The following is a 23,521-nucleotide window of genomic DNA, read 5'->3' as shown; positions in this document are numbered from 1 at the left end:
CTTTACATCGGCGGGAACAAATTCCAGCGCCCCATAATCATAGCCACGATAACCCGCACAAAAAGCAGGGAAAAAAGGATCGTCACCAAAATCAGCAGAAAATTCTCAAAATCATCTACTCTATGGAATATGCGCTGCAAGCCGTGCCAAACGTCTATCATAGTATGCCTCCTCATGTATGTCATCTTCTTTTAGTTATTCGTATGGGGAAACAGGTCATGCACCATTTGTGCTGATTTCTCGTCCTTGCTCATCCCCTTGAGCAAGGTTTTTTCCGAGTTTTCCATGTGCTTCTTGGCTACGCGGCGGGCCATCGTGCTGTTGTGGTTGGCAATGCTTTCCACCATCTGCCGATGTTCCTCCCACGTTGCCGCCAGTCGTCCCGGATAATGCATGGAAATGGAGCGGAACCGCAGCATCTGTTCCCGCAGGTTGTGCAGGATATCTACCAAGCGGGTATTGCGGCTGGCATGATACAGGACGTCGTGAAACCGCACATCCGTATCGACTATTTTGTCGAAGGCACCTTGGTCGATGTATTCGTTGATTTCTACCATCATACGTTCCAGTGTTTCCAGTTCTTCGTCCGTAATGCGTTCGGCCGCCAATCCGGCAGCCAGTTCCTCCAGGGCCCCGCGGATTTCAAACACCTGGGCGATATCCTTGAGAGAAATGTCGGCCACATACGTGCCGCGCCGCGGTACCATGACGACGAACCCTTCCAGCTCCAGCCGGCGGATCGCTTCCCGGATCGGCGTGCGGCTGACACCAAGTTCATCGGCCAACTGGATCTCCATCAGCCGTTCCCCGGGCTTTAATATGCCGTCTTTAATTGCCTGCCGCAAGGTTTCACTGACGACCTCACGCAGCGGTTTATAGGCATCCAGCTTGATCGGACTCAGTTTCTGATGTTTTACTTCAGTATTCATCTCCATACCCTTCTCCCCTAGAAAATCTGCTGACGAAGACGTCTGTATCATCCAATACGCCGCCAACGATGCCCAGCATGCCGATATCTCCCGGCGGCGGAACGATAGCAAACACGGTCGGGCCGCTGCCGCTCAGCATCGGTTTCAAGTCGTACATTTCCAAAATGTCCTTGCAGCGTTCGATTTCAGGATAGTCGGGAATGACCAGTGATTCAAAGGTATTGCCCATCAATGTTGATAATTCATCCAAGGAACCATGCCATACCGCCTTTTCCATCAGATCGAGGCGAATCGGCAGATCTACGGGATTGGCATCAAACTTGGCATAGGCCTGCTCTGTATGGACCACTATATGCGGATGGATCAGCATGACCATCATGCTCGGAAAATCAGGCAGCTGGGTAATAATATCGCCCTGACCTCGGCCTCGGGCGGTACCACCGCGAAGACAAAACGGCACATCGGCACCGATGGTGGCACCGATACGACACAAGTCTTCATACGGAAGTTTCAAGCCCCACAACCGGTTCAGACAACGCAGTGTCGTAGCACAGTCGGCACTGCCGCCGCCCAATCCTGCCGCAATCGGTATCTTTTTTTCTATATGAATGCGAGCCCCCTGCCCCTTCCGGCAATACGGCTGCAGTGCCATTGCTGCTTTATAGGCCAGGTTCGTTTCATCACAGGCAAGTGTGGGATCCGTGCAGGTTACTTCTATGGTATCCGCCGCCTCCACCCGGATTATGTCACTGAGTTCAAGGGATTGGAATATCGTATCGATGTTATGATATCCGTCATTGCGTTTTCCTAAAATACGTAATGCCAAGTTTAATTTTGCATGTGCTTTTTCTACTATCATTCGCGTATCTCCATTCTGAAATCTTTTTCCCCGTTTATTGCTATCCACATATTCATTATCGGGTAATCGTATGTTATAATTTTAACATATAAAGCACATGTTGCCGAGATATAAGTAAAATCTATGCATAATATGCAATTACCTTATAACTAATAATGATTATATTTTATACATTTGATTATACCTGTTTTAGGATAACTTGACAATATAACACAGTAAATTGATACAGTGAATATTCTCTTTTCTACAGGAGGTTTTTATGAACAAATACACGATTGCCTATGTTGCTACCTTAGTAGGTGCTGTTGTATCGTCGATCGGCATTAATACATTCTTCATTCCTCATCATCTGCTCAGCGGCGGTATTACAGGGATTGCTATTATGCTCCATTATGCCACGGGTTTTCCCGTTGGGACGGGTCTCTTCGTCATGAATCTGCCGATCATGTGGTTCTGCTACAAATTCATGGGACGGCAGTACACGATTCTCAGCATCATCGGTACGATCATCTTTTCAGTCTTAGTCGATATGACCTCCTTCATGTCCGGCTGGAACGTCATCAAGGATCCCATTGTCTCCACCATCACCGGCGGTATCATGACCGGTATCGGCATGGGAATCATCTATCGCTATAACGGCAACAGCGGCGGACTGGATGTCGTCGCCGCTATCATCAAAAAATTCTATGCGCTGGAAATGGGCAATGTCGTCATGGGCATCAACGCTTTCATCATCATCGGCGCTGCGTATATGTACGGACTGGAACTCGCCGTCCTGACCTTCGTGGGCACCTACATCGCCGCCCACGTCACCAATAAAGTCGTCATGGGCCTGAATCAGCGGAAAACCGCCATCATCATCTCGGCTCACGCCGACGAAATCGCCAACGTCATCATGCGCTACATCGGCCGCGGCGCCACCATCATGTACGGACAGGGAGCCTACACCCATCAGGAAAAACGCATTATCTACGTCGTTATCAAGATGACGGAAATAGCCAAGGTCAAAGACATGATCAACAAAGTAGACCCCAAAGCCTTTATGATCATCAGCGAAGCCTCGGAAGTCATGGGCAAAGGCTTCACACGCCCCAGCAACGCCTTCTATCAGCTCCACGACGAATCCCTCGCCCGGCCGCAAACTAAAAAACAGGCCCCCTCCGACCGGATGTAAAAACGCATGCACTCATCAACAAAATCGTTCCATATTACAACTTTTATTCTATTATTATGCATGACATTGTTGCAAGCCGGAATGTTTCTGTACTCCAAAAATCCATAAGACATACGATAAGAAAAGGCCTATTTCACGTATTTCTACGAAAAAATAGGTCTTTTCAACATGTTATCTTTTATTAAGCTATGCAACTTATTCCATTTAGTACAATAATTTATTTTATCCAAAATTATACTGTCAACGTAGGCGGTGCATAGACTCGAGCAGCTAGTTCTGAATCCAGAAGATACAAGCCCCTGACATCTTTTCCAAAGAGATCATATCTTTTCACAATGTCTTCTGTATTTTTTTCTTCCTCTCCCTGTTCTTTAACAAACCAATCCAAAAACTGCATCGTACGAAAATCCTTTTTTTCATATGCAGCTGCATAGATCGTGTTGATTGATTTTGTTATTCCTTTTTCATGTTGCAATGCTGCATTAGCCGGTTCTCTAAAATCAGTAAAAACAATATGAGGGGCTTTTATATCCTGTAGAACAAATCGTTCATTATTATTTAATACATACTGTGTAAACAAAAGAGCATGATCTCGTTCTTCCTGCGTTTGAATTAAAAACCAGTTGCCAAAACCATTTAGGTTTTGATCCATGTAATATCCATATATATCTAAGTAAAAATACGCGGAAAACCATTCTTTATTAATTTGGTCATTAAGTAAATTTACAATTTCCTTATCTATCATATGCGCTGCTCCTTTTTTATATATCAGTACAAATTTTCATATTATACCCTGTAACAGAGTTGTTTTATTTAGCCATCATTGTTCCATGCATGTATTACTTATCCTCCGTTAAGCAAAACCCGCCCTTGCAAAAGGTTACCTCTACTTCCGGATTGTACGTCATCGGCAAGTTAATATTGGAAACAACCGTTCTGTCAGGCCGCATATAATTTATTTCATGAACAATAACTTGATATAAAACAATACTATCTTCTTCATTTTCAGAAAAATAATGTTTCATTTCCGGAACATGGTTAAGCATCATATCCCGCACTAAACGAAATTGAGGAGTTCCCGGCTTCGTTGCATCTTTAACCTGTCCAAAAACAGTTACCACACTGGAATCTTCTCCCATAAATCCCAATTCAACACGAGGATTCACACTCAAATCGCTCACTTTTTTAGAATCAAACCGACTGAAGAGCCATAAATGGCCTGTTTCATCAACAAAAACCTTCATAGGCCGAATCCGCGGCCGCTGGCCATCTACAGACGCCATAAATGCCGGTTCTTTTTTTATCATACCGAGTACCTGATCTTCATACATAAAACATTCCTCCTTATTATTTTTTATGATTCTATTATATATTTTTATTCTTATCAAATCAATATTGACATATAGCAAGCATTAATTATATACTATAGTAATTAAAGTAATACTTATGAAGTAATAATTACTTATGCAAAGTACATTATGTATATTATTAAATTAGGAGGTTTTATTATGAATGAAAATGAAGTAGATTTTTATTACTGTGAACGTTGTGGAAACCTTGTAGCTGTCCTTCAAGGCACGAATGGTCAGTTATCTTGTTGCGGCCAACCTATGAAGAAATTGATTGCCGGTGCCGTGGATGCCGCTAAAGAAAAACATGTTCCAGAAATTAGTGTATCTAATGGTGAGCTTATGGTTACTGTGGGTGCCGTTGAACATCCTATGGTTGACGAACATTTCATACAATGGATCGCATTGGTCAATGGAAATAGAATAGAAGTTCATAAATTATTTGCAGGACAAGCTCCCAAAACAACCTTTAAAGGGGCTGAAGAGGGAACAATTTATGCCTATTGTAACCTCCATGGCCTATGGAAGAAAAATTTTGGCAAGGAATCCTTACAACAACCCGTACTAGGAGGGTGTTCTCCTGAATTTGGCGGTTGCAAATTGGAAGACTAATACACACTTAATTTTCTAAAACTTTTACTACTTATATTTCAAAATATGATTTAAAATGGAGTTGTAACAAAACAAGGTATTCTCCCCTTTTTTTGTTCAACTCCATTTTTTCTTCGTCAAACGAGAAAACACCTCAAGAAAAGTATCGTATTACATTTGAATAGAATATAATTTATTTCTATCTATCGTCCCCCTGCATCGATACAGCATGACAAAATATGCACTTCGTTTACGTAACGTATCGCCTGTGTTAAAATGAAGCTAATGTATCGCGATTTTTTTCAACTTATTGTTTAGGAATTACAGGCTAATACAAGATGTATCCTTGGTTTTTAAGTATGGTTCACGGTAAATTTTTGAAAAGGAGGTCTATTGCTATTTATACTGCTGTGAAACATGCGGAAAAGCAAGGAACCCTGTATACCTGCTGCAATTTACATGTTTTTGGAAAACGAAGTTCTAAATTATGAAATGAGAGATTCCTGCTAAGTAAGAGACTCTCTCATCCGAAAAGGGGACATGTTTGAAAGGAGGCTCTCATGTATAATTTACTAATTGGCGGAGCAGCGGGTCAGGGAATTGACACCACGGTGTCCATCCTTGAAAAACTGTTAAGGTATTCTGGATACAACGTTTTTACAACAAGGGATCTTATGTCCCGAGTACGAGGCGGACATAATTTCTCCTTGCTGCGTTTCGGAATCGAACCGATACATTCACACAGCAATCAGCTCGACGGTATTGTTGCTCTCGACGAAGACACCATCGAACTGCATACGAACCAATTGAAGGATACGGGATTTATTCTCGGCGACGCTAAATTATCCGGATTTGATCCGCGTCTTATCCGCATACAAATGGATGCCATGGCAAAGGTTCTCGGCAATCCGCGGGTTTCCGGAAGTATTGCGGTGGGAGCCGTTCTGAAACTGTTTGGAGAATCCCTTGATAATGTCAGAGCGGTTCTTCAAGCCTTTGTAAAAGAGCCATATCTCGATATTAATGTCAAGGCGGTAGAAGATGGCTATGCATCTACGGAAACGCACTTTTCCCATCTGCATGGAGTGTATTGCGATCAAATGCTTATTTCCGGTAGTAAAGCAGTTGCTCTCGGAGCTATTTGCGCAGGCCTTCGATTTTATTCCGCATACCCGATGTCTCCTTCCACTGCTATCATGGAAACGATCGCGTCAAAAGCCGATAAAGCGGGTATTGTAGTAGAGCAGGCAGAAGATGAAATCGCCGCTATCCATATGGCATTAGGAGCTTCCTATGGAGGTGCTCGTGCTATGACCGGCACATCGGGCGGTGGTTTTTCTTTGATGGTGGAAGCGCTCGGTCTTTCCGGTATGGCGGAAATTCCGCTGGTCGTAATCGATGTCCAGCGTCCGGGACCGGTAACCGGCCTCCCGACAAGGACGGAGCAGAGCGATTTGAAATTTGTTATTTCCGCTTCGCAGGGTGAATTTCCTCGTATGGTAATCGCGCTGCGAAACGCGTATGACGCCTTCTATCAGACAATGCGAGCTTTTAATCTGGCAGAAAAATATCAAATTCCTGTTATCCTCTTGAGTGACCAGTATCTGGGTGATGCTACATTTACGGTTGATCCTTTCAACCCAGAAAAGATTCAAATAATGGATCCTATGTCGGAATACACGGAAAACAAAGAATACCTGCGATACCACTATTCGGAAAATGGCATATCCCCCCGACTCGTCCCCGGAAAAACAGAACAACTGGTGGCAATCGATAGCGACGAACATGATGAACGCGGTTGGATTACCGAATCGGCTGAAGTACGTACTCAAATGATGGATAAACGCATGAAAAAACGAGAAGGGCTGAAACGGGAACTGCAGGAACCCCTCTTTATCGGTGACAACGATTTTGAAACTCTTTTGATCGGATGGGGCTCCACATGGGGACCGATCGAAGAAGCGGTTACTTTGCTGAATAAAGATACTAATACCCGCTATGGCGCTCTCGTCTTTGGCGATGTCTACCCGCTGCCAGTAAAACAACTCCAAGAAAAGGCAGCAAAAGCTCACCATATTATTGATATCGAACAAAATGCAACCGGTCAATTGGCAGATCTGATCCGGCAAGAAACTGGTATTCTTTGCGAAAGCCGCATTTTGAAATACGATGGTCGCCAGATTTCCGGCGAGGAAATTGTCGAACGGATTCGGAAAGGGGCGGTACAATGAATGCGAAAACTTTTTGTACGTATGAAACGGCATGGTGTCCCGGCTGCGGAAATTTTACCATTCTGGAATGTCTGAAAATTGCCCTTGAACAGCTTGACAAAAATCCTTCTGAGGTATTGATTGCTGCCGGTATCGGTCAGGCAGCGAAAACACCACAGTATATCAGTGCCAATGCATTCTGCGGCCTTCATGGACGTTCTCTCCCCGCCGCCGCAGCAGCTAAAATTGCCAATGAGAAATTGACGGTCATCGTCGATACGGGGGACGGTGATTCGTACGGAGAAGGCGGAAACCATTTTATCCACAATATCCGCCGTAATGTCGATATCACACATTTTGTTCACGACAATCAGATTTACGGACTGACAAAAGGACAGGCATCGCCGACTTCCGTACTAGGATTGAAAACCGGGGTTCAGACGGACGGGAATAGTAATGAACCGCTCAATCCGGTTCTTCTTGCTATCGCATGCGGTGCCGGATTCGTTGCCCGCGCGTTTACCGGTCATAAAGAGCATTTGATATCCCTGATGAAACAGGCAATTACCTACAACGGATACGCATTGGTCGATATTTTGCAGCCCTGTGTAAGTTTTAACAAAACCAACACCTTTGCGTGGTACAATCAACGTGTTTATGAACTAGATGAATCCTATAACTACAAAAACAAAATGAATGCGATGCAAAAAGCCATGGAATTTGGTGACCACATTCCCATTGGTCTTCTGTATCGGGAGGACAAGGCGACATTTCATCAAAAAAATGTCGTTCTACGACAAGGAACTCCACTGCTCGATAAAAAAACAGATTTCCATTATATGAATGAATTAATCAAGTCCTATATTTAATGTGTATTAGTAACGGATTTAATAGCAGTTGCTTTTTCTCTCTTCCAGCATAAAAAGTCTGTTCCTGTATTTGTCGGTATGGCAAATATGGGACAGACTTTTTTTATTGCTTGTCATTTCAGCATGTTATTGCTTCTGTATAGTATCCAGTCTGTAATGTTTGAGGCATGGTCGGCCATCCGTTCTATGTATTTGACAATAAGTACATAGGAGATGTATTGGCGTACATGATTGGGTTCTTTGACCATTTTTTCACTGATTTCCTCCATGCTTTTGGTAAAAGCCATATCCACAATATCGTCTTTGTCCCGAATCAAGTCTATATCGTCTATGCCGCCTTCGTTGTACAGCCGCAGAACGTCTACGACCATAGATGCCATGACTTGATACATTTCCTGCAGGCCTGTGGGCGGTGTCACAGGTCCGCCTTCTTTATTGAGGTGGAAGATATAGTGGCAGATGTCCGCACAGTTATCGGTAATGCGTTCTATATCGTATAGTATTTTCTGGGTAGCCATCAGGTGCCGCCAGTCTGTGGCGACCGGAGTCTGCATGAGACTGATCGTAAGATCTTTTTTCATGCATTCGCGCACCCTTGTGTTGATGTCTTCGTTGCCGTGATAGATTTCACTGGCTAGTTTATTATCTAAGGATTCCAAGGCGGTCCACGTGTTGGCAATCGTGGTTTCTACAATTTGGGCCAGCTGCATCATGTCTTGGGATAGTTCGTTCAATGATTCTACGTATGCATCTCTCATAGGGTCTCTCCTCCATCAGCCGAAACGGCCGGTGATATATGCTTCCGTTTTGGGGTTGGCCGGTTTGGTAAACATGTCTACGGTGTTGTTGAATTCGAGTAATTCCCCGAGCAGGAAGAACGCGGTCCGGTCTGATATCCGACGGGCTTGCTGCATGCTGTGCGTAACGATGACGATCGTGTATTTTTCTTTGAGCTGCAGCGCCAGATCTTCTATTTTTTGTGTGGAAATCGGATCAAGTGCCGAGGTCGGTTCGTCCATGAGGATAACGGACGGACGCGCCGCCAGCGTACGGGCAATACACAGCCGCTGCTGCTGCCCGCCGGAAAGACCGAGGGCACTTTCGTGCAGCCGATCTTTCAGTTCATCCCACACGGCGGCCTGATGCATGCTTTCTTCTACGATTTCCGCCAATTTCTTTTTATTGGAAATGCCTTGAATACGGGGGCCGTAGGCAATATTTTCAAAGACGCTCTTAGGAAAGGGGGTCGGTTGCTGGAATACCATGCCAACACGATACCGCAGTGCCAGTGAGTCTACTTCTTTGTAGATATTTCTGCCTTCAAAGAGGATCTCCCCCGTGACGCGGCAGTTTTCTATCCAGTCGTTCATGCGGTTCAGGGTTTTGATAAAGGTCGATTTCCCGCAGCCCGACGGTCCGATCAAAGCAGTGATTTCATGTTTTTTGATGGTCATATTGATATTTTTTAAGGCTTGTGTTTTATCATAAAACAAGTTCAGTCCCTTCACGTCGAAGGTATTTTCTTGTGTTATATCGGCAGCCGCCGCTTCGTCCCTAACGTGCGCGTCGTCGCGAGCTTGTGCCGCATATCCCGTAAGGGTCGTCGTTAATTCTGTCATGAATTGGTTCCTCCCATTTTCTTATCCAGTCTCCAACTAATATATCGGGCCGCCAGACTAAAGCTGACGACGAGTACCATAAGGATCGCCGAGGATACACTGGCCAGTTGTGCCGCATTGGGGTGAAGTGCTTCTGTCCGCAGCGACCAGATGTGCAGGGCCAGGGTTTCACCGGGACGGAAGGGATTCAAGGGGCATGAGGCAGAGGTGATATCCCAGTTGTTCCAGTTGATATCCGTTGACATACCGGCGGTAAACATGAGTGCCGCTGCTTCCCCGAAACCACGTCCGGCGGCCATGATGAGTCCCGTCATGATCCGCGGAAAACAAGCGGGCACTAAGACGCGCCATATGGTCTGCCAGTGCGACGCTCCCAGGCCCAGACTTCCTTGGCGGTAGCTGTCCGGCAGATTGCGCAGGGCATCTTCGGTCACGGAGGTCACCAGCGGCAGTGTCAGGATAGATACTGCCAGGGACCCGGCAAACAGATTCCATTGGGACCCGGTCATTACGATAAAGGCTAAATACCCGAAGAGGCCGACGACGATAGATGGCAGCGATGCCAAGGTTTCTATGGCCATGCGGACCCAGTGGGTTACTTTTCCCTGATGGGCATATTCAGCGAGGAATATCCCGGCCGGTACGCCTGTCAGCATACTGAATACGAGTGCTAAAAAGACCAGATACAGCGTATTGAACAGCATATTTCCCAAACCGCTGCCGCTGAAGGACAACATATCCAAGGTCATTTCGCCAAAGCCTTGTGCAATAACAAAACCGATAAAGGCAACCAGCAGGATCACGGCAAAGGCTGTACCAGCGAAAAAGAGAGCGGTCATGATCTTGTCCACTTTTTTCTTGTGTTGAATGCGGCTCATATCAAGCCCTCCCTTTCAGTTGTGACGCTCGGTTGATGCGATGGATCACAAAAATAAACAAGAACGAAAGAAGGAACAGGAGCAGCGCCATCGTCCACAGGGCTGCACTGTATTCGCCGCCCTCCATGGCTCCGCCCATATCCGAGGCGATCGCGGTCGTAAGCGTACTGGCCGGTAAGAACAGGGAGGTCGGAAATACCTTCATCTGTCCGATGACCATGGCTACTGCCAGGGCTTCTCCCAAGGCACGTGCCAGACCGAGTATGACGCCGGTAAAAATACCGCCGCGAGCTGCCGGAATGACGATCCGGGAAATGGTCTCCCAGCGCGTCGCCCCCAGTCCGTAGGAGGCCTCCCGCCACGTCTTGGGTACCGCTGCCATAGCATCTGCGGACATCGTCGTGATGGTTGGGAATATCATCACTGCCAGCACGCAGCCGGCTGCCAGTAAGGAAAACCCGTATGGCATAATGAAGAAGTGCCGCAGGAACGGAATGAGTACCGTAAGTCCGATCCAGCCATAGACGACGGAGGGAATTCCCGTAAACAGTTCCACAGCCGGTTGTATCAGACGCCGCGTCCGCGGTGAAGCGATTTCTGTCATAAAGATGGCCGTCGAAATACTTAGCGGCAAGGAAATAAGCAGGGCCAGTCCACAGGTCACGAGGGAGCCCGATAAAAACATGGCTGCCCCGACATGGCCGCCGCCGACTGCCGTATCACTCGGAGCCCATTGGCCGGACAGGAGAAATTCTCCCAGACTGTGGCCGAATATCAGGAACGTGTCGCTTCCCTTTAACAGAAGGAACCCTCCTATAAAGAAGGGTACCAGTGCCGCTCCGATACCACAGATCGTAATGAGGAGCCTGGCGGCCCGCTCATCACGATGTGCATTCTTAACAGCGATTTCAATAGGATTCATGTTACTTCCTCCGTTATCTAACGTACCTTAGTGAACTTCCTTTGTCTGCATTTTGCTCGATACGCCGTAGCCTAATTCTTCGATGCGCTGGCCGTATGTATCAGAGAGGACAAAGTCAAGGAACGCTTTGACAGCGGCTTTTGGTTCTTTGTTGGTGTAAATGTGTTCGTATCCCCATACCGCATAGGTACCGTTATAGGTATTTTCCAGCGAAGGAGCTACTCCGTTGATCGCGATCGTGCTGACCGTCTTGTCGTTGATCAAGTACGGAAGTGCTACGTAGCCGATAGCGCCTTTGTTCTGTGCCACACTCTGTACGAGGAGGCCGGAGTTATCTGTTTCGAGGGATTTGTTGCTCGATTCTTCTGCTCCGTTGATAGCATATTCTTTGAAGAGTGCCCGGGTACCGGACGTCTGCGGACGTGTTACCAAGATGATGGCTTCATTCGGACCGCCTACCTCTTTCCAGTTCGTGATTTTAGCAGTGAAGATGTCCTGCAGCTGTTGGTTGGTCAAGCTCTTGACGACCTGTCCGATGTCGGGGTTTACGATCGTGGCAACCGTCATGACGCAGACTTTATGATCTACGAGTTTAGCAACCTGGTCCTTGGACAACTTTGTTTCGGCAGGTACGTCGGAGTTCCCCATATCGACGGACCCATCGGCAATCTGTTTAAGACCTGTTCCCGAACCGCCGGCATTTAAGCTGATGGACACGCCCTGATTATCTATCTTGAACTTATCTGCTGCATCCTTCACCAACGGTAACAATGCCGAAGAACCGGAACCGGTAATGCTCCCAGACACAGCGGCAGAACTAGACTTGTCACCATCCGCCTTCTGCTGGCTGCCGCATCCGGCAGCACCCACTACCATAACAGCGGCGAGAGCTATGAAGATAAGCTTTTTCAATTTCATATATAATCCACTCCTTTTTATTTTTGTGATTACATCGTACCAAGTCTATGTAAGTGTCCTGTGTAAAGAATGTAAAGAATGTGAAAATAATAAAAAAAAGCAAAAACAAATAAAAACAACCATGTCTGTAGTGCCCCCCATAAGTTAGACCTGAAAATCTAGTTTATCGGAGGCACTACAACAACGAAATGGTTGTTTTTACTTGTTTCCTTATATCATGTTGCCAGTGTAAGATACACGGTTATCTTCGTTCCTTCTCCTTCTTTACTTTCCAGATTGATTTGCCCGTGGTGTTGTTCCACGATGTGCTTTACAATGGAGAGTCCCAGACCGCTGCCGCCATTTTTCTTATTCCGGCTGGCATCGGCTCGGTAGAAGCGTTCAAATACTCGTTTTTGTTTGTCTTCGGGAATGCCGATTCCCGTGTCTCGGACGGTAAAGGCGGCTTTGTTTCCTTCTTGCTGCAGGGTGATATATACGTGTCCGCCGCTGCGGTTATATTTCACAGCGTTGTCGATGAGGTTCATGCAGAGTTCCCGCAGCATGCCGTTGTTGCCAAAGACCGCAAGGTCTCCCATTTTCCGATGTATCGTCACGTGCTTTTCTTGTGTTACCGGTTCCATAAAGTTGACGATTTCTTCGACGATGGTGTCGAGTTTGACCGATGTCATTTCTATATTCGGCTTATGTTCTTCTATTTTCGTCAGGTGGATGATGCCTTCGATCAACCGCAGCAGGCGCTGCGATTCTTGTTGGATGAGTTTGCCGAAGTGCTTGACGTCCTTTTCTTCTTCATAGAGTCCTGCCGAAAGCATTTCTGCAAAGCCGCTGATCGAGGTAAGCGGTGTTTTGAGTTCGTGCGAAACATTGGAGGTAAATTCCCGCCGCAGTTGTTCCCGATGTTCGCTTTCGGTGATGTCATAAAGAATGAACAGAGCCCCATAGAGGTTTTCTTCTTTATATATAGGCCGTACGGTGAGTTGATAGAGACGGTCGTTTTTGACTAGTTTCTGCGTATAGGCCATCGGCAAGTCTTCTCCCATTTTGATTTGATCCCATTCCACACCGGGAAAAATCTTTTCAAAGGACAGACCGCTGACGGTCATCATCCTGCGGATCTGCAGGATATCCTTGGCACAGGTATTGAGGGCCAGTATTTTCCCGGCTTTATCCGTCAGAATGACACCCTCCCGCAGGTTTTCTAAAATAATACGGACCGTGTTTCGCTCCCGTTCCAGGATCTGGATCGTATGGTTGATGTAATTGCTTTGGTCCATGATTTTTTGCACCAGCGGACGCAGTTCCCGATATACATGCGGCATTTCCTGCGGCAGCTGCTGCGAAGGTGTCCCGATATTTTCCATGACTCGGGCCGTTTTGCGCAGCGGAGATAACAGGCTGGCCGTCAGCATCCGCGAGGCACGGATACAGCAGATGCCCGCCAGGATCAACAGCAGCAGGGCCATAGGCAGCAGCGCCAAAAAGTGAGAATACAGCGTGGCCCGCTGCAGGCTGACACGCAGCACCGTCCCATCGGGAAGTTTTTTAGCCGAATAATACAGCGCCTTTTCAATCGTAGCGGATTCCCGGACAGCCGATCCCGTCCCATAGGCAAAGGCCTGCTGGACTTCGGGGCGTTGGAGATGGTTTTCCATTTTCGCTGCATCATAATCCGATTCGAACTTGATACTGCCGTCCGTATTGATCCATGTGATCCGCAGGGCTCCCTTTTCGGCATCGGCCACTTGCTGCAGATACCCCTTGGTATCCGGGTCGCGGGCCATACCCGCCGAAATCATGGCCACGGCAGATTCCATTTCTACGGCCGCCTGCTCTTGTGCCGACCGCCAAAAGATCCAGCCGGAAATGACCAGGGCCATGACCATGCAGGTCAAGCCGATGGCAAGCAGACTCAGGTAAATTCGCTTTTTCACTATTTACCTCCTATGAGATACCCGATGCCCCGGACAGTCCGGATAATAGCTCCGCCTGCCCCCAGTTTTTGACGAAGACTCTTGATATGCATATCGATGGTGCGGCTTTCTCCTTCATACGTAAAGCCCCATACTTTTTCCATAATCTGTTCTCGTTTGAGAACGATATTGATATTAACCAGCAGATATTGCAGTAATTCAAATTCCTTGACCGTCAAATGGCAAGGTTTGCCGTCCACCAGTACCTCATGTTTTTCCGTATCAAGAGATACATTTTCATAGGTATATACGGTCTGTTCATCAGTCGGTCCCGTACTCCGCCGCAGTACGGCGCGGATACGAGAAACCAGTTCTACGATGCCAAAAGGCTTACAGATATAATCATCCGCTCCGGTATCGAGTCCTTTAACAATATCGTATTCACTCGTTTTTGCTGTCAGCATAATGACCGGCAATGCGCTGCAATCTTTCCGTTTGCGGAGTTTTCCCAAAATCTCCACGCCGCTTTCTCCGGGCATCATGATATCAAGAAGTACCAAAGATGGGATTTTTTCTTCTATAGCGGTCCAAAACTCCTTCCCGTCGGCAAAAGTTCCTACATCAAACTTCTGACTACGCAAGGCATACCCTACGAGTTCACGAATATTTTCATCGTCTTCTACGCAATATATCAATGCCATGTGATCACCTCCCAAAAAAATCCGATTATCATTTATTATTATACAAGGAAACGCCTCAGATTACAGGCAACCAATGTAAAAAATCAGTAAAAAAATACCTATTAAGAAATATAATACCATGAAAATAGGAAAAACAAAACGGATACTGCAAAAAAGAGGTACTCCTTTTTTCAGAGTACCTCTTTGTATTAGAAAAAGTCTTTTGCTACGAGTTGAAAGTCCCAGCTGCGGGAGACAGATTCCCATGTAATCGTGGCTACAAAGGAGTGCATGTCGCGAACCCACGTGAAATCACGATCCGCTACTTGATCGGTGTCCAGATCTTTATCAAAGGTCAGGATAAAGGTGTCCAGGGGCGTTAGTTTATAGCCGATGGATACGCCTTTTTGCCGCGGATGGTCGATGGTATCGAATCGATAGGGTGTCACACCGCTCATATTATGTCTTGTATACCACCAGCTGGTCCATAGCCGGTCGTTGATGCCTTGGTTCAATACGACGCCCGTATAGGGATCGCGGACGATGGCATCATTGGTGCTGTACAGGTCTTTACGATAGCCTGCAAAAAAACGAATGTTGGCTTGTTTCCAGAGAGGCAGCGGGGTATGGCTGATTTCCGTTTGGAAGTCCTTATGCGTGCCCGTTTCTACTCCGTCTTCAGCCCAGCGGCCCCAGCTTGCGCTGTTGTCCATATAGATGCCGGTACTGCCAAAGACGATACGCGGCATGTAGTAGGTTAGTTCAGGGAATTTTTTGGCCCATACTCTATCGGTGCTCTGCGTACTTTCTTCTGTCGAATAGCCTAATGTAAAGCGCCCGATATTCGTATCCCTGATGAACAGGGCTGTCGGCTGGAATCCGCCTTTGGTATATATGGCATATTGGAATTCAAATTGGAATGTTTCATCTGCATTCAGCGGAAGCGTAGCACCGCCATAAACGCCAAAGCCGTCATCGGAGGTATAGCGTGGTCTGGGCAGCAGTGAAAAAAGTGTGGTATTGGTCTTATGCTGCGAATCGAGATTGCCTTCATAATGGCCGTACGTGAGTATACGGATATGCTTAAACCACAGTGTCGTATTTTCCGAGGTAAATTTAACCCCCGGATAGATGTGGATGTCGTCCCCCGTCAGATAGTAGTCCGGGGTTTCCGCTACGGCGTGAGGGGTCGTAATCAGTCCGTGTTTCATGTATCCGTTGCCGTCCGCCAGTTCTCCGTCCGTACCGCGGATATATACGTTAGCGGCAATAAATCCCGCTATTTTTTCCACCTTGCCGCTGTGCGTATTTCCATCATAGGTAATACCCGAGCCGTCCAGCGCGGTTTCTCCCTGGATCCATACCGCAGGTCCCGGGATATAATACATTTTCGTTTTCGTATTGCCTTCTACATAGTTGCTGTGAAATTCATCAATTCCCTGCTGAATGTCAACATTGCCCCGCCCCTGTACATAGCCATCTTGACTGCGCATATACAGAGAGTCCGCCGCTACTTTTACCGGCTGCTGCGGCAGCACGATATCATACCGTCGGGAGGCCCAGTCGAGATTCACAGGGTCTACGGTTTTTTCTTTTTTTTCTTTTTTATTCACTTGATCGGCAGTGCTTTTGGTTACCCATGCTGTCTTGTCCATAACGGAACCGGCATCTGCTGCGTCCTGATCGGCAAAGACAGGCAACGCGAAAGGCACGGCGGCAGCCAAAATAAATACTGCCAAATTTTTTTTCATATACGTCACCTATTTATTGTTTTCCATTGGAAGTAATGGCTACCGTTGTTTGATTTGAAGTATCTTGTGTATCTCCTGTCGCTGTTTGTGCTTCCTGTGTTTTTTCATCTGTCATCGGAACAGTCTGTGTGGGTGCTTGTGCTGTTCCTACGGGCATTTTGGCATCCGCTGCCGGCGGTGTCGCGATGGGAGTCGTAGCATTCGGTCCGATTGCCACCGTCTGCGTATCGGCAGGCGTCGCTGTGCCGGATACACCGGGAACGGCTACGCCGCTGGCGGCCATATTCGCGGTCTTCATTTCCGAAGAGTCCATGGGGGTTTCTGTAAAGCCCATGACATCCGTGTCGGTTTTGACTTCTGTAAACATTGTCGTACCGGCGGGTATATTGACTTCACTGCCTTTTACAAACAGTCCGCCTACCAATCCTACAGGTCCTAGGATAACCGCTCCGGCAACAGACGCGCCGGCCGCTATTTTCATTTGTTTATATTGTTCTTTTGCTTTATCGCCTACGATCAACGGAACCGCCGATCCATCAACGGCTTTAATCGTGCCGTACGTAATGACCAGTTTGCCGTCACGGCCGAAAATACCGGACCGGCGTACATCCGTTACGGTGCCTTCACATTGTGAACCGCTGGGAATCGCCACTACACTGCCTACCATGACATTTTCCAAGGCAGCCAGGCGTACGGTATCGCCTTTTTTCAAGGTTTTGGAGCTCAGGGCATCGACATTTTGCAATTTGACGATCATCCCTGCCGGAATCGTCACAGCTTGGGAAACAAACTTTTCATTTCCCAAAAGAGAACGGCGCAGTACGGCAATACGGCCGCTCAAGGAACCCGTCCCGACCTGGCCGTTTACGTTTTCTTCCAAGGAGGATACGCGCGACAGCAGAGAATCATTCGAAATCTGACCGCCATATTTCCACTGCATCATATTGACAGCAGCCAGCATGGATAAATCGGAACCCGGATTGCCATATACTTCCTTATATAAGGTATCCACACGATTTTCCGTGCTTCCCGTACCGGCGGCGGACTGCCCGTTGATCAGTTTGTCCAAAGATGAAACACGATCATTCAAAGCACCTTGCTGTACGGTCCCATAGACAGTGCTTTCCACCTTCTGGGCCTTTTCCAAAATTGTATAACCTGCGGCACTGACCAGCATAGAACCGCACAATGCCATAACTGTCGCCATGCAGGCAAGTTTCTTTTTCAGCATTCTACATTCCTCCTGTAATTGTATTGTCTTCATAAAAAAAGAAGACAAATGTAATGCCCTGCTGTATATCGTAATGAATTAAAAACGTACGTCGATGATAGCAGAAACCCCGACGCCCTGGATACGGTGCATGTTGGTAATGCTTTCGGCATCAATAGGAATCAATGCCTTGGCTCTGAACAAATTCCCGTTAAACCCAGCTTCGATCTGGCCAACAGCCTTGACCTGCTCTACTTGCTCTGACGGGCCTACCACCTGCGCGGCACCTACATACCCGCCGCTGCCTACACTAAGCACAGGCACCACCTTTGTTGCATAGTCAGTCCCTACACCGTCCTTCATTAAAAGCTTATTCAGGAAATCGTTGAGTTGTTCGCCAAATTTGCTGACTACTACCCCCACGCCGCCAATTTTGAGAACAGAGCCTAGACCAAAGGCCTGCGTAGCCAAAGTACCACTAAATCCGGCAAGTGATACTACTAAAGCCCCCACAATAAGTTGTTTTTTCATATGGTCGCCTCCTTCAGTACACATTTATTTCATTATATAAGAATTATGTGCAAAAAGCAACTTACATAGCAAAAACCCCGTATGCTAAGCATGCGGGGGTAAAAACTGGATATGTTTAGTTTTTATGACCGAAGTAACGAGCCAGGAGGCCGTCGAATCCACGACCATGGCGTGCTTCGTCCTTTGCCATTTCATGCACGGTATCATGAATAGCGTCCAAGTTGAGTTGTTTTGCGAGAGTTGCCAATTCTTTCTTACCGGCACAGGCACCCTGTTCCGCAGCCGCACGGAGTTCCAAGTTCTTCAAGGTATCCGCGGTCAACACTTCGCCCAGCATTTCGGCAAAGCGGGATGCGTGATCTGCTTCTTCTAACGCATAGCGTTTGAATGCTTCTGCGATTTCCGGATAACCTTCCCGATCAGCCTGACGGCCCATCGCGATGTACATGCCGACTTCAGTGCATTCGCCGGTGAAGTTCAAACGAAGGCCTTCAATAATACGGGGATCAACACCTTTGGCAATTCCAACAATGTGTTCATCCACATATTCTTTTTTACCAGCTGCCAATTCACTGAATTTTTCCTTCGGAGCACCACACTGTGGACATTTTTCCGGAGCTTCTTCGCCTTCATACACATAACCGCAGATGCTGCAAACAAATTTTTTCATAATATATTCCTCCTATTTATATAACAATTATATTGAATAAAGCTTTGAAAATTCATACTAACAAATAATTGTTATTTGTTATGTTGTAATTATAGCAGATGTATTTTAGAAAAGCAAGGCTTTTTTGTAATTTCTTCGTTAATTTTAAATTTTTTTGTATTTACTACTCACCGGTCGGTTAAAACAGGGAAAAGAAAAAAATTCAGTGTGCTATCCATGGATTTTTTTATTGCTTTCCTTTATGATATACAGTATATATTGTGTATGTGTATCCTAAGGAGGTTGCTGCGTATGAAGGGTTCTTGGCTGCTAGCCGCATTGATGACAATCGTTGTTTCCGTTCCTCTGGCTGTTCATGCAGAAAAGGATGATTGGTCTGATAGTTCGTATGCTTTTCCAAAGATAAAGACGGTCCTGGTGTATAATCTGGATACGTCCGAAGCTGCAAGCATCAAAAATGATATTGTGGCAAAAACATTGCAGGATGCGTATTTGACACGCGCAAAGAAGAACGGCAGTTCTGTCCGTACAGCGCTGCAGATCGCACCCCCCGCATCACCGCCGCCTGCTTCTCCGGCAGTTGTCCCCGCCGCGTCTCCTGTGTCCCCTGCCGCTTCTGCTGTTCCTGCTGCCGATGTATACATAAAGGCCCGGCTGATGCAGTACAGCCAAGACAGCAGTTTTGTCGCTGCTCATACGGAGTGGCGGTCCCAGTGGATCGATCGTGTCGTATATGACCGCGACGGCAGACCGTACACCGTGTCTCAGGAGATCACCGTACCCGAATATGTACCGGATACCTATATCCCCAATACGACGGTAACGCTGCGATTTGATGTGTATGATACCAAAACAGGGAGTGTCGTATTTTCCCGTGAGGAAACGCGGACGCGGTACAGTTCCGATGATACGATGGGCGTATATAAGCGGATCGTCGACGCTTTTTTCAAAACCTTGAAGGAAAAAATGACACTGTAACATCCTATGATTGGCATAAAAAGAGGACCGGCTTGCGCCGATCCTCTTTTTGCAATACTTTCGCACTATTTTTTTGTAACAGAGATACTGTCCGATTCCTGATGATGGCATTCCATATGTGCCAGTTTCGGACGATGCTTTTTTCTCCACCACATAAATCCATATACAACGGCCACCAGCAATACCAACACCAACAGACGGCCCCAGTGTTCATGGAAACGGAGCAGATCGTGCCCCAGCCAGACTTCTATGACGACTGCCGGTATTTTGCCGATCAGGTTGGCAATAAAATGATCTTTATAGGAGATATGACTTAGTGCACTGAATGCCGTTACTAATACATTCGGGGAATACGGTATAGCCCGTCCCATGATGATCGTCTTGATACAGCTGTAAGAATCGAGTTTTTCCAGCATGTCGTTCCGCTCGATCATTTTTTTAGCCTGACCGCGCAGCAGCGTCCGTGTGAGATGAAAGCTGATTTCAATGCCTAATACTTCACCTGCCCAGGAAATGATGATTCCCGGGACCAAACCAAAAATAATACCGTTCACCGTAAGGAATGGGATGGAGGGAAATCCGATCGCATTGACAAAGGTAATCATGAAAACACTGACCAATATAGCCTCATAGCCAAAGGAAGCAATATAGTCCGTAAGACCGTCTATATCTCCTTGTACCATGAGATTCCACATGGTCATGTAAAAATCCGGCAGAACAAGTTGAATCGCCCACAGTACGGCTACTACAGCCAGCACACCGAAGATGTGGATCGAAACCCCTAATGTTTTATCCTTCATATTATATATCTATCCTTTTATACGAGTAGTTTCGAAATGATTCATCCCCGCCTATTTCCATCAGAAAATACGTCATAGGGATAACTATAGATAAACTGACCGATGCACAACATATACGTATTCGGCCAAACAGGCAATTCGATACTCTATTATACCACAAGTACTGTTATTTCCAAAATACTAGTTCCGTTTCAATCATCTTTTTTAAGCAACTATGTGCACCCTATTCCATATAGATACGGATATTGCATAGCCTGCCGCTCATTAAAAGGGACTGACAGGAGAGAGTCGAGCGTTCTCGTCCCCCCTGTCAGCCCCGTATACGCTGCTGTCCATATATTATAAGAATTCCGCAACGCGGGAACGTTCTATCGCAGATAACTGCTGACTCATTCTTAAAAATTCATCCATTTTCTGCATAGCTTTTCCCGAATCGATAAGGCGTGCCGCTTCCTTCATGCCGGCTTCCAGCGTAAGCGCTTTGCCGCAGATGTAAAGTCCGGCTCCGGCATTCATGATAATCGCCGTACGCTTAGCACTTTTTTCCCCTTTCAGGATACTGCGGGCAATCGCCGCATTTTCTTTCGGTGTGCTGCCTGCCAGTTCGTCCTGCCGGCAGCGGCTCAGACAAAAATCCTCCGGCCGGATTTCATAGGTCTTGAAGACATTTCCTGTGAATTCGCAAACGGTCGTAACTGCCGAAGCTGAAATTTCATCAGATCCATCTTGTCCATATACTACCATGCCGCGCACGACGCCCAGATTGGAAAGTACACGGGCCATCGGTTCGACAAGTTTTTTCTTGTTTACACCTAATAGTTCATATTTGGCACGGGCCGGATTGGTCAAGGGACGGAGCACGTCGAAAATGGTCGGGATCCCCAGTTCTTCGCGAACGGAGTCAATATGTTTCATCATATAGTAATAGTATCGTGTATAGAAATAGCAGATGCCGATCGCACGAAGCATCTCCAGACAGCTATCGGGTTCCAAAAAAATATTACCGCCCAGTGCTTCCAGCATATCTGCCGAACCGCTGCGCGATGTCTTGGCTCGGTTGCCGTGTTTGGCTACCAGTACGCCGCCGGCTGCAATGACAAATGCCGCGGTCGTGGAAATGTTAAAGGTCTTGGCCGTATCTCCGCCGGTACCTACGATTTCAAATAAATTCAAATGATGTTCCACCTTCAGGCTGTGTTCCCGCATTCCTTGGGCAAAACCAGTTATTTCCGTATCCGTACACCCTTTGACAGCCAAAGCTGCTAAAAATGCGCTGAGCTGAATATTGGAAACGCGTCCGTCCATAATGCGATCCATGGCAAATACACATTCCCGAGATGTCAAATCATTACCTTCTGCTAGTTTTACCAGTAAATTTTTCAACATAGCCCTCACTCCTTTGTACGTACATTCCTCTTGTGATCCTAACGATGTTTCTTATATGTATATTATACCACATCGGCATTGTAATCAATATAATTTCCAAAGTGTCTTATGATGGATCGCCCATATCGTTTTGCCTGACAGCCATAAAATCAAGGATGTCGCACAAATCAACAGGAATAATCCCAGTGCACGCGTCCAAAACACGGTGTAGTCGTTACTGAAATGCAATACGCCGTTTGTAAAGGCCATACTGGGGAAACTAGCAGCCCACCAGCCCATGCGAAACGGAGTACTGAGCATGATCGAGGCAACTTTGCAGGCGATCGGCACGAGAAGGAAAATCCCGGCGCAGATAAATAACGCCGTAAAATTATCCGGGCCAAACGTATCACTGTAGGTGATATAGCCCATGCCAAAGGGTGCCATGAGAATCATCAAACTGGGCTGCACCGCATCCGGCAGCGGCTTGCCGATGATACTGCGGGTCAGCAGCAGCGCAATAACCGGAATCCCCGTCACAATCCCGATAGCGACACAAAATACGGAAATATCATGAAACCCGGGGTTCTGCAGCACATTCCCGGCAATGGGGATCGTAATAGGCCCCAGTACAGGAAGCAGCCAAGCCGGTGTCACTTCGTTGATATTCTGACGTTCCAGCAGCCAATGACTAAGTAATATCCAGCCAAACAGCAGAATCATTACCAGTGCCACCCACCAGAATATGCTGGCCACCACATGACTATACGGTGCCAGTACCGCTGCCAGCAATACCGTAGAAACCGTAAATGTTCCGAAGAAATTGACTTTAGACGGAGAATTCCATTCTGCCCGTACGGCTGCCGTATCGATTCGCAATTTACGAAAATACTGGAAAAATACCCAAAAATAAATCAGCAGGGCCACGGCTCCGAAACATTCTCCGATCCAGGCCGGAGCTCCCCAAATCTGATGAGCCAGACGCCATCCGAAACACATGCCGCAATACCCCATGGACGCGGCAAAAGTAGAAACCGACATAAAATGAACAAAGCCAATTTGCCGTATGACTTCTCTTTCGTCCGGTGCTATGATCTCAATATGTTGTGCCATTTATAATACCTTCTTTTCAAAATTACCAAGTACATGCAGGCCGTCTTTTAAATGCAGGCCCCTGTCAAGAGAGACAAAGGCAAGGGAGATAAGGGAAAAGTCTAACCTCTCCCTTTGCCCTGTCTTGCTTTTTCATTTTTTCTGCATGTATTGCTTTTTTAACGTTACCTTTAAAGTATGACACAGAAAAAG

24 protein-coding genes are annotated in these 23,521 nt (G+C 46.8%); 5 read left to right on the top strand and 19 right to left on the bottom strand.

The window, feature by feature from the left end:
• Positions 1–2: 2 nt before the first annotated feature.
• From BLR11_RS14130 to ispE, 3 genes are read right to left on the bottom strand one after another with little or no spacing between them, the layout of a single operon-like run.
• The gene (locus BLR11_RS14130; RefSeq protein ID WP_176762906.1) at positions 3–161 is read right to left on the bottom strand and encodes a hypothetical protein; all 159 of its coding nucleotides are present in this window, start codon (positions 159–161) and stop codon (positions 3–5) included.
• Positions 162–191: 30 nt separating this feature from the next.
• Positions 192–929 (bottom strand): GntR family transcriptional regulator, encoded by a 738-nt coding sequence (locus BLR11_RS07340; RefSeq protein ID WP_091650118.1) that lies wholly within the window; start codon positions 927–929, stop codon positions 192–194.
• Complete coding sequence (gene ispE / locus BLR11_RS07335; protein WP_091650116.1) at positions 919–1,788, bottom strand: 4-(cytidine 5'-diphospho)-2-C-methyl-D-erythritol kinase; 870 nt, start codon at positions 1,786–1,788, stop codon at positions 919–921. Before ispE ends, BLR11_RS07340 begins: the two co-directional genes overlap by 11 nt.
• 259 nt (positions 1,789–2,047) lie before the next feature.
• On the opposite strand from ispE, the gene BLR11_RS07330 reads away from it, so the two are divergent.
• Positions 2,048–2,962 (top strand): YitT family protein, encoded by a 915-nt coding sequence (locus BLR11_RS07330; protein WP_091650114.1) that lies wholly within the window; start codon positions 2,048–2,050, stop codon positions 2,960–2,962.
• Between the two features lie 232 nt (positions 2,963–3,194).
• On the opposite strand, the gene BLR11_RS07325 is transcribed toward BLR11_RS07330, so the two are convergent.
• Together BLR11_RS07325 and BLR11_RS07320 are read right to left on the bottom strand one after the other, a co-directional pair.
• Positions 3,195–3,707 carry a ferritin gene (locus tag BLR11_RS07325; protein ID WP_091650112.1) on the bottom strand — a complete coding sequence of 171 codons (513 nt, stop codon included), beginning with the start codon at positions 3,705–3,707 and terminating at the stop codon, positions 3,195–3,197.
• Between the two features lie 94 nt (positions 3,708–3,801).
• The gene (locus BLR11_RS07320) at positions 3,802–4,293 is read right to left on the bottom strand and encodes a pyridoxamine 5'-phosphate oxidase family protein (RefSeq protein ID WP_091650109.1); all 492 of its coding nucleotides are present in this window, start codon (positions 4,291–4,293) and stop codon (positions 3,802–3,804) included.
• A gap of 177 nt (positions 4,294–4,470) precedes the next feature.
• Between BLR11_RS07320 and BLR11_RS07315 the strand changes: the two genes are divergently transcribed.
• The 3 genes from BLR11_RS07315 (at position 4,471) to BLR11_RS07305 (ending at position 7,981) form a co-directional block, all read left to right on the top strand.
• Complete coding sequence (locus tag BLR11_RS07315) at positions 4,471–4,923, top strand: desulfoferrodoxin family protein (protein WP_091650108.1); 453 nt, start codon at positions 4,471–4,473, stop codon at positions 4,921–4,923.
• Between the two features lie 539 nt (positions 4,924–5,462).
• Entirely contained in the window at positions 5,463–7,133 is a 1,671-nt protein-coding gene (locus BLR11_RS07310; protein WP_091650106.1) for a 2-oxoacid:acceptor oxidoreductase subunit alpha, read from the top strand.
• The gene (locus tag BLR11_RS07305; protein ID WP_091650103.1) at positions 7,130–7,981 is read left to right on the top strand and encodes a thiamine pyrophosphate-dependent enzyme; all 852 of its coding nucleotides are present in this window, start codon (positions 7,130–7,132) and stop codon (positions 7,979–7,981) included. Before BLR11_RS07310 ends, BLR11_RS07305 begins: the two co-directional genes overlap by 4 nt.
• A gap of 113 nt (positions 7,982–8,094) precedes the next feature.
• Here BLR11_RS07305 and phoU read toward each other — a convergent pair whose 3' ends face one another.
• The 11 genes from phoU to BLR11_RS07250 form a co-directional block, all read right to left on the bottom strand.
• Positions 8,095–8,739 (bottom strand): phosphate signaling complex protein PhoU, encoded by a 645-nt coding sequence (gene phoU, locus BLR11_RS07300; protein WP_091650100.1) that lies wholly within the window; start codon positions 8,737–8,739, stop codon positions 8,095–8,097.
• Positions 8,740–8,754: 15 nt separating this feature from the next.
• Positions 8,755–9,600, bottom strand: coding sequence for a phosphate ABC transporter ATP-binding protein PstB (gene pstB / locus BLR11_RS07295; RefSeq protein WP_091650096.1), 846 nt, complete (start codon positions 9,598–9,600; stop codon positions 8,755–8,757).
• Positions 9,597–10,478 carry a phosphate ABC transporter permease PstA gene (gene pstA, locus BLR11_RS07290; protein WP_091650093.1) on the bottom strand — a complete coding sequence of 294 codons (882 nt, stop codon included), beginning with the start codon at positions 10,476–10,478 and terminating at the stop codon, positions 9,597–9,599. Before pstA ends, pstB begins: the two co-directional genes overlap by 4 nt.
• A gap of 1 nt (position 10,479) precedes the next feature.
• The gene (gene pstC / locus BLR11_RS07285) at positions 10,480–11,400 is read right to left on the bottom strand and encodes a phosphate ABC transporter permease subunit PstC (protein WP_091650089.1); all 921 of its coding nucleotides are present in this window, start codon (positions 11,398–11,400) and stop codon (positions 10,480–10,482) included.
• A gap of 27 nt (positions 11,401–11,427) precedes the next feature.
• Positions 11,428–12,318 (bottom strand): phosphate ABC transporter substrate-binding protein, encoded by an 891-nt coding sequence (locus tag BLR11_RS07280; RefSeq protein WP_091650086.1) that lies wholly within the window; start codon positions 12,316–12,318, stop codon positions 11,428–11,430.
• Positions 12,319–12,533: 215 nt separating this feature from the next.
• On the bottom strand, positions 12,534–14,252 hold the full coding sequence (locus tag BLR11_RS07275; protein WP_091650083.1) for a sensor histidine kinase: 1,719 nt from the start codon (positions 14,250–14,252) through the stop codon (positions 12,534–12,536).
• A complete protein-coding gene (locus tag BLR11_RS07270; protein WP_091650080.1) occupies positions 14,252–14,932 on the bottom strand; it encodes a response regulator in 681 nt (226 codons plus the stop codon). The genes BLR11_RS07275 and BLR11_RS07270 overlap by 1 nt, the downstream gene beginning before the upstream one ends.
• 188 nt (positions 14,933–15,120) lie before the next feature.
• Positions 15,121–16,662 carry an LPS-assembly protein LptD gene (locus BLR11_RS07265; protein ID WP_091650077.1) on the bottom strand — a complete coding sequence of 514 codons (1,542 nt, stop codon included), beginning with the start codon at positions 16,660–16,662 and terminating at the stop codon, positions 15,121–15,123.
• A 13-nt stretch (positions 16,663–16,675) separates the two neighbouring features.
• Entirely contained in the window at positions 16,676–17,893 is a 1,218-nt protein-coding gene (locus BLR11_RS07260; protein ID WP_091650074.1) for a hypothetical protein, read from the bottom strand.
• 78 nt (positions 17,894–17,971) lie between these two features.
• Positions 17,972–18,403, bottom strand: a complete 432-nt coding sequence (locus BLR11_RS07255) for a hypothetical protein (RefSeq protein WP_091650071.1) — start codon at positions 18,401–18,403, stop codon at positions 17,972–17,974.
• A gap of 115 nt (positions 18,404–18,518) precedes the next feature.
• On the bottom strand, positions 18,519–19,073 hold the full coding sequence (locus BLR11_RS07250) for a rubredoxin-like domain-containing protein (protein ID WP_091650068.1): 555 nt from the start codon (positions 19,071–19,073) through the stop codon (positions 18,519–18,521).
• 291 nt (positions 19,074–19,364) lie between these two features.
• Here BLR11_RS07250 and BLR11_RS07245 point away from each other — a divergent pair, with 291 nt between their 5' ends.
• The gene (locus tag BLR11_RS07245; RefSeq protein ID WP_091650066.1) at positions 19,365–20,051 is read left to right on the top strand and encodes a hypothetical protein; all 687 of its coding nucleotides are present in this window, start codon (positions 19,365–19,367) and stop codon (positions 20,049–20,051) included.
• Positions 20,052–20,116: 65 nt separating this feature from the next.
• On the opposite strand, the gene BLR11_RS07240 is transcribed toward BLR11_RS07245, so the two are convergent.
• From BLR11_RS07240 to BLR11_RS07230, 3 genes are all read right to left on the bottom strand, one after another.
• Positions 20,117–20,851, bottom strand: a complete 735-nt coding sequence (locus tag BLR11_RS07240; protein WP_091650063.1) for a TVP38/TMEM64 family protein — start codon at positions 20,849–20,851, stop codon at positions 20,117–20,119.
• Positions 20,852–21,190: 339 nt separating this feature from the next.
• Complete coding sequence (gene trpD / locus BLR11_RS07235) at positions 21,191–22,237, bottom strand: anthranilate phosphoribosyltransferase (protein WP_091650060.1); 1,047 nt, start codon at positions 22,235–22,237, stop codon at positions 21,191–21,193.
• 84 nt (positions 22,238–22,321) lie between these two features.
• A complete protein-coding gene (locus BLR11_RS07230; RefSeq protein ID WP_091650057.1) occupies positions 22,322–23,329 on the bottom strand; it encodes an SLAC1 family transporter in 1,008 nt (335 codons plus the stop codon).
• Between the last annotated feature and the right edge of the window lie 192 nt (positions 23,330–23,521).

Source organism: Megasphaera paucivorans (assembly GCF_900103535.1).
Lineage (GTDB): Bacteria > Bacillota > Negativicutes > Veillonellales > Megasphaeraceae > Megasphaera_A > Megasphaera_A paucivorans.
The sequence above is the reverse complement of the archived record's forward strand: the minus strand, read 5'-3'. Positions and strand labels throughout refer to the sequence as shown.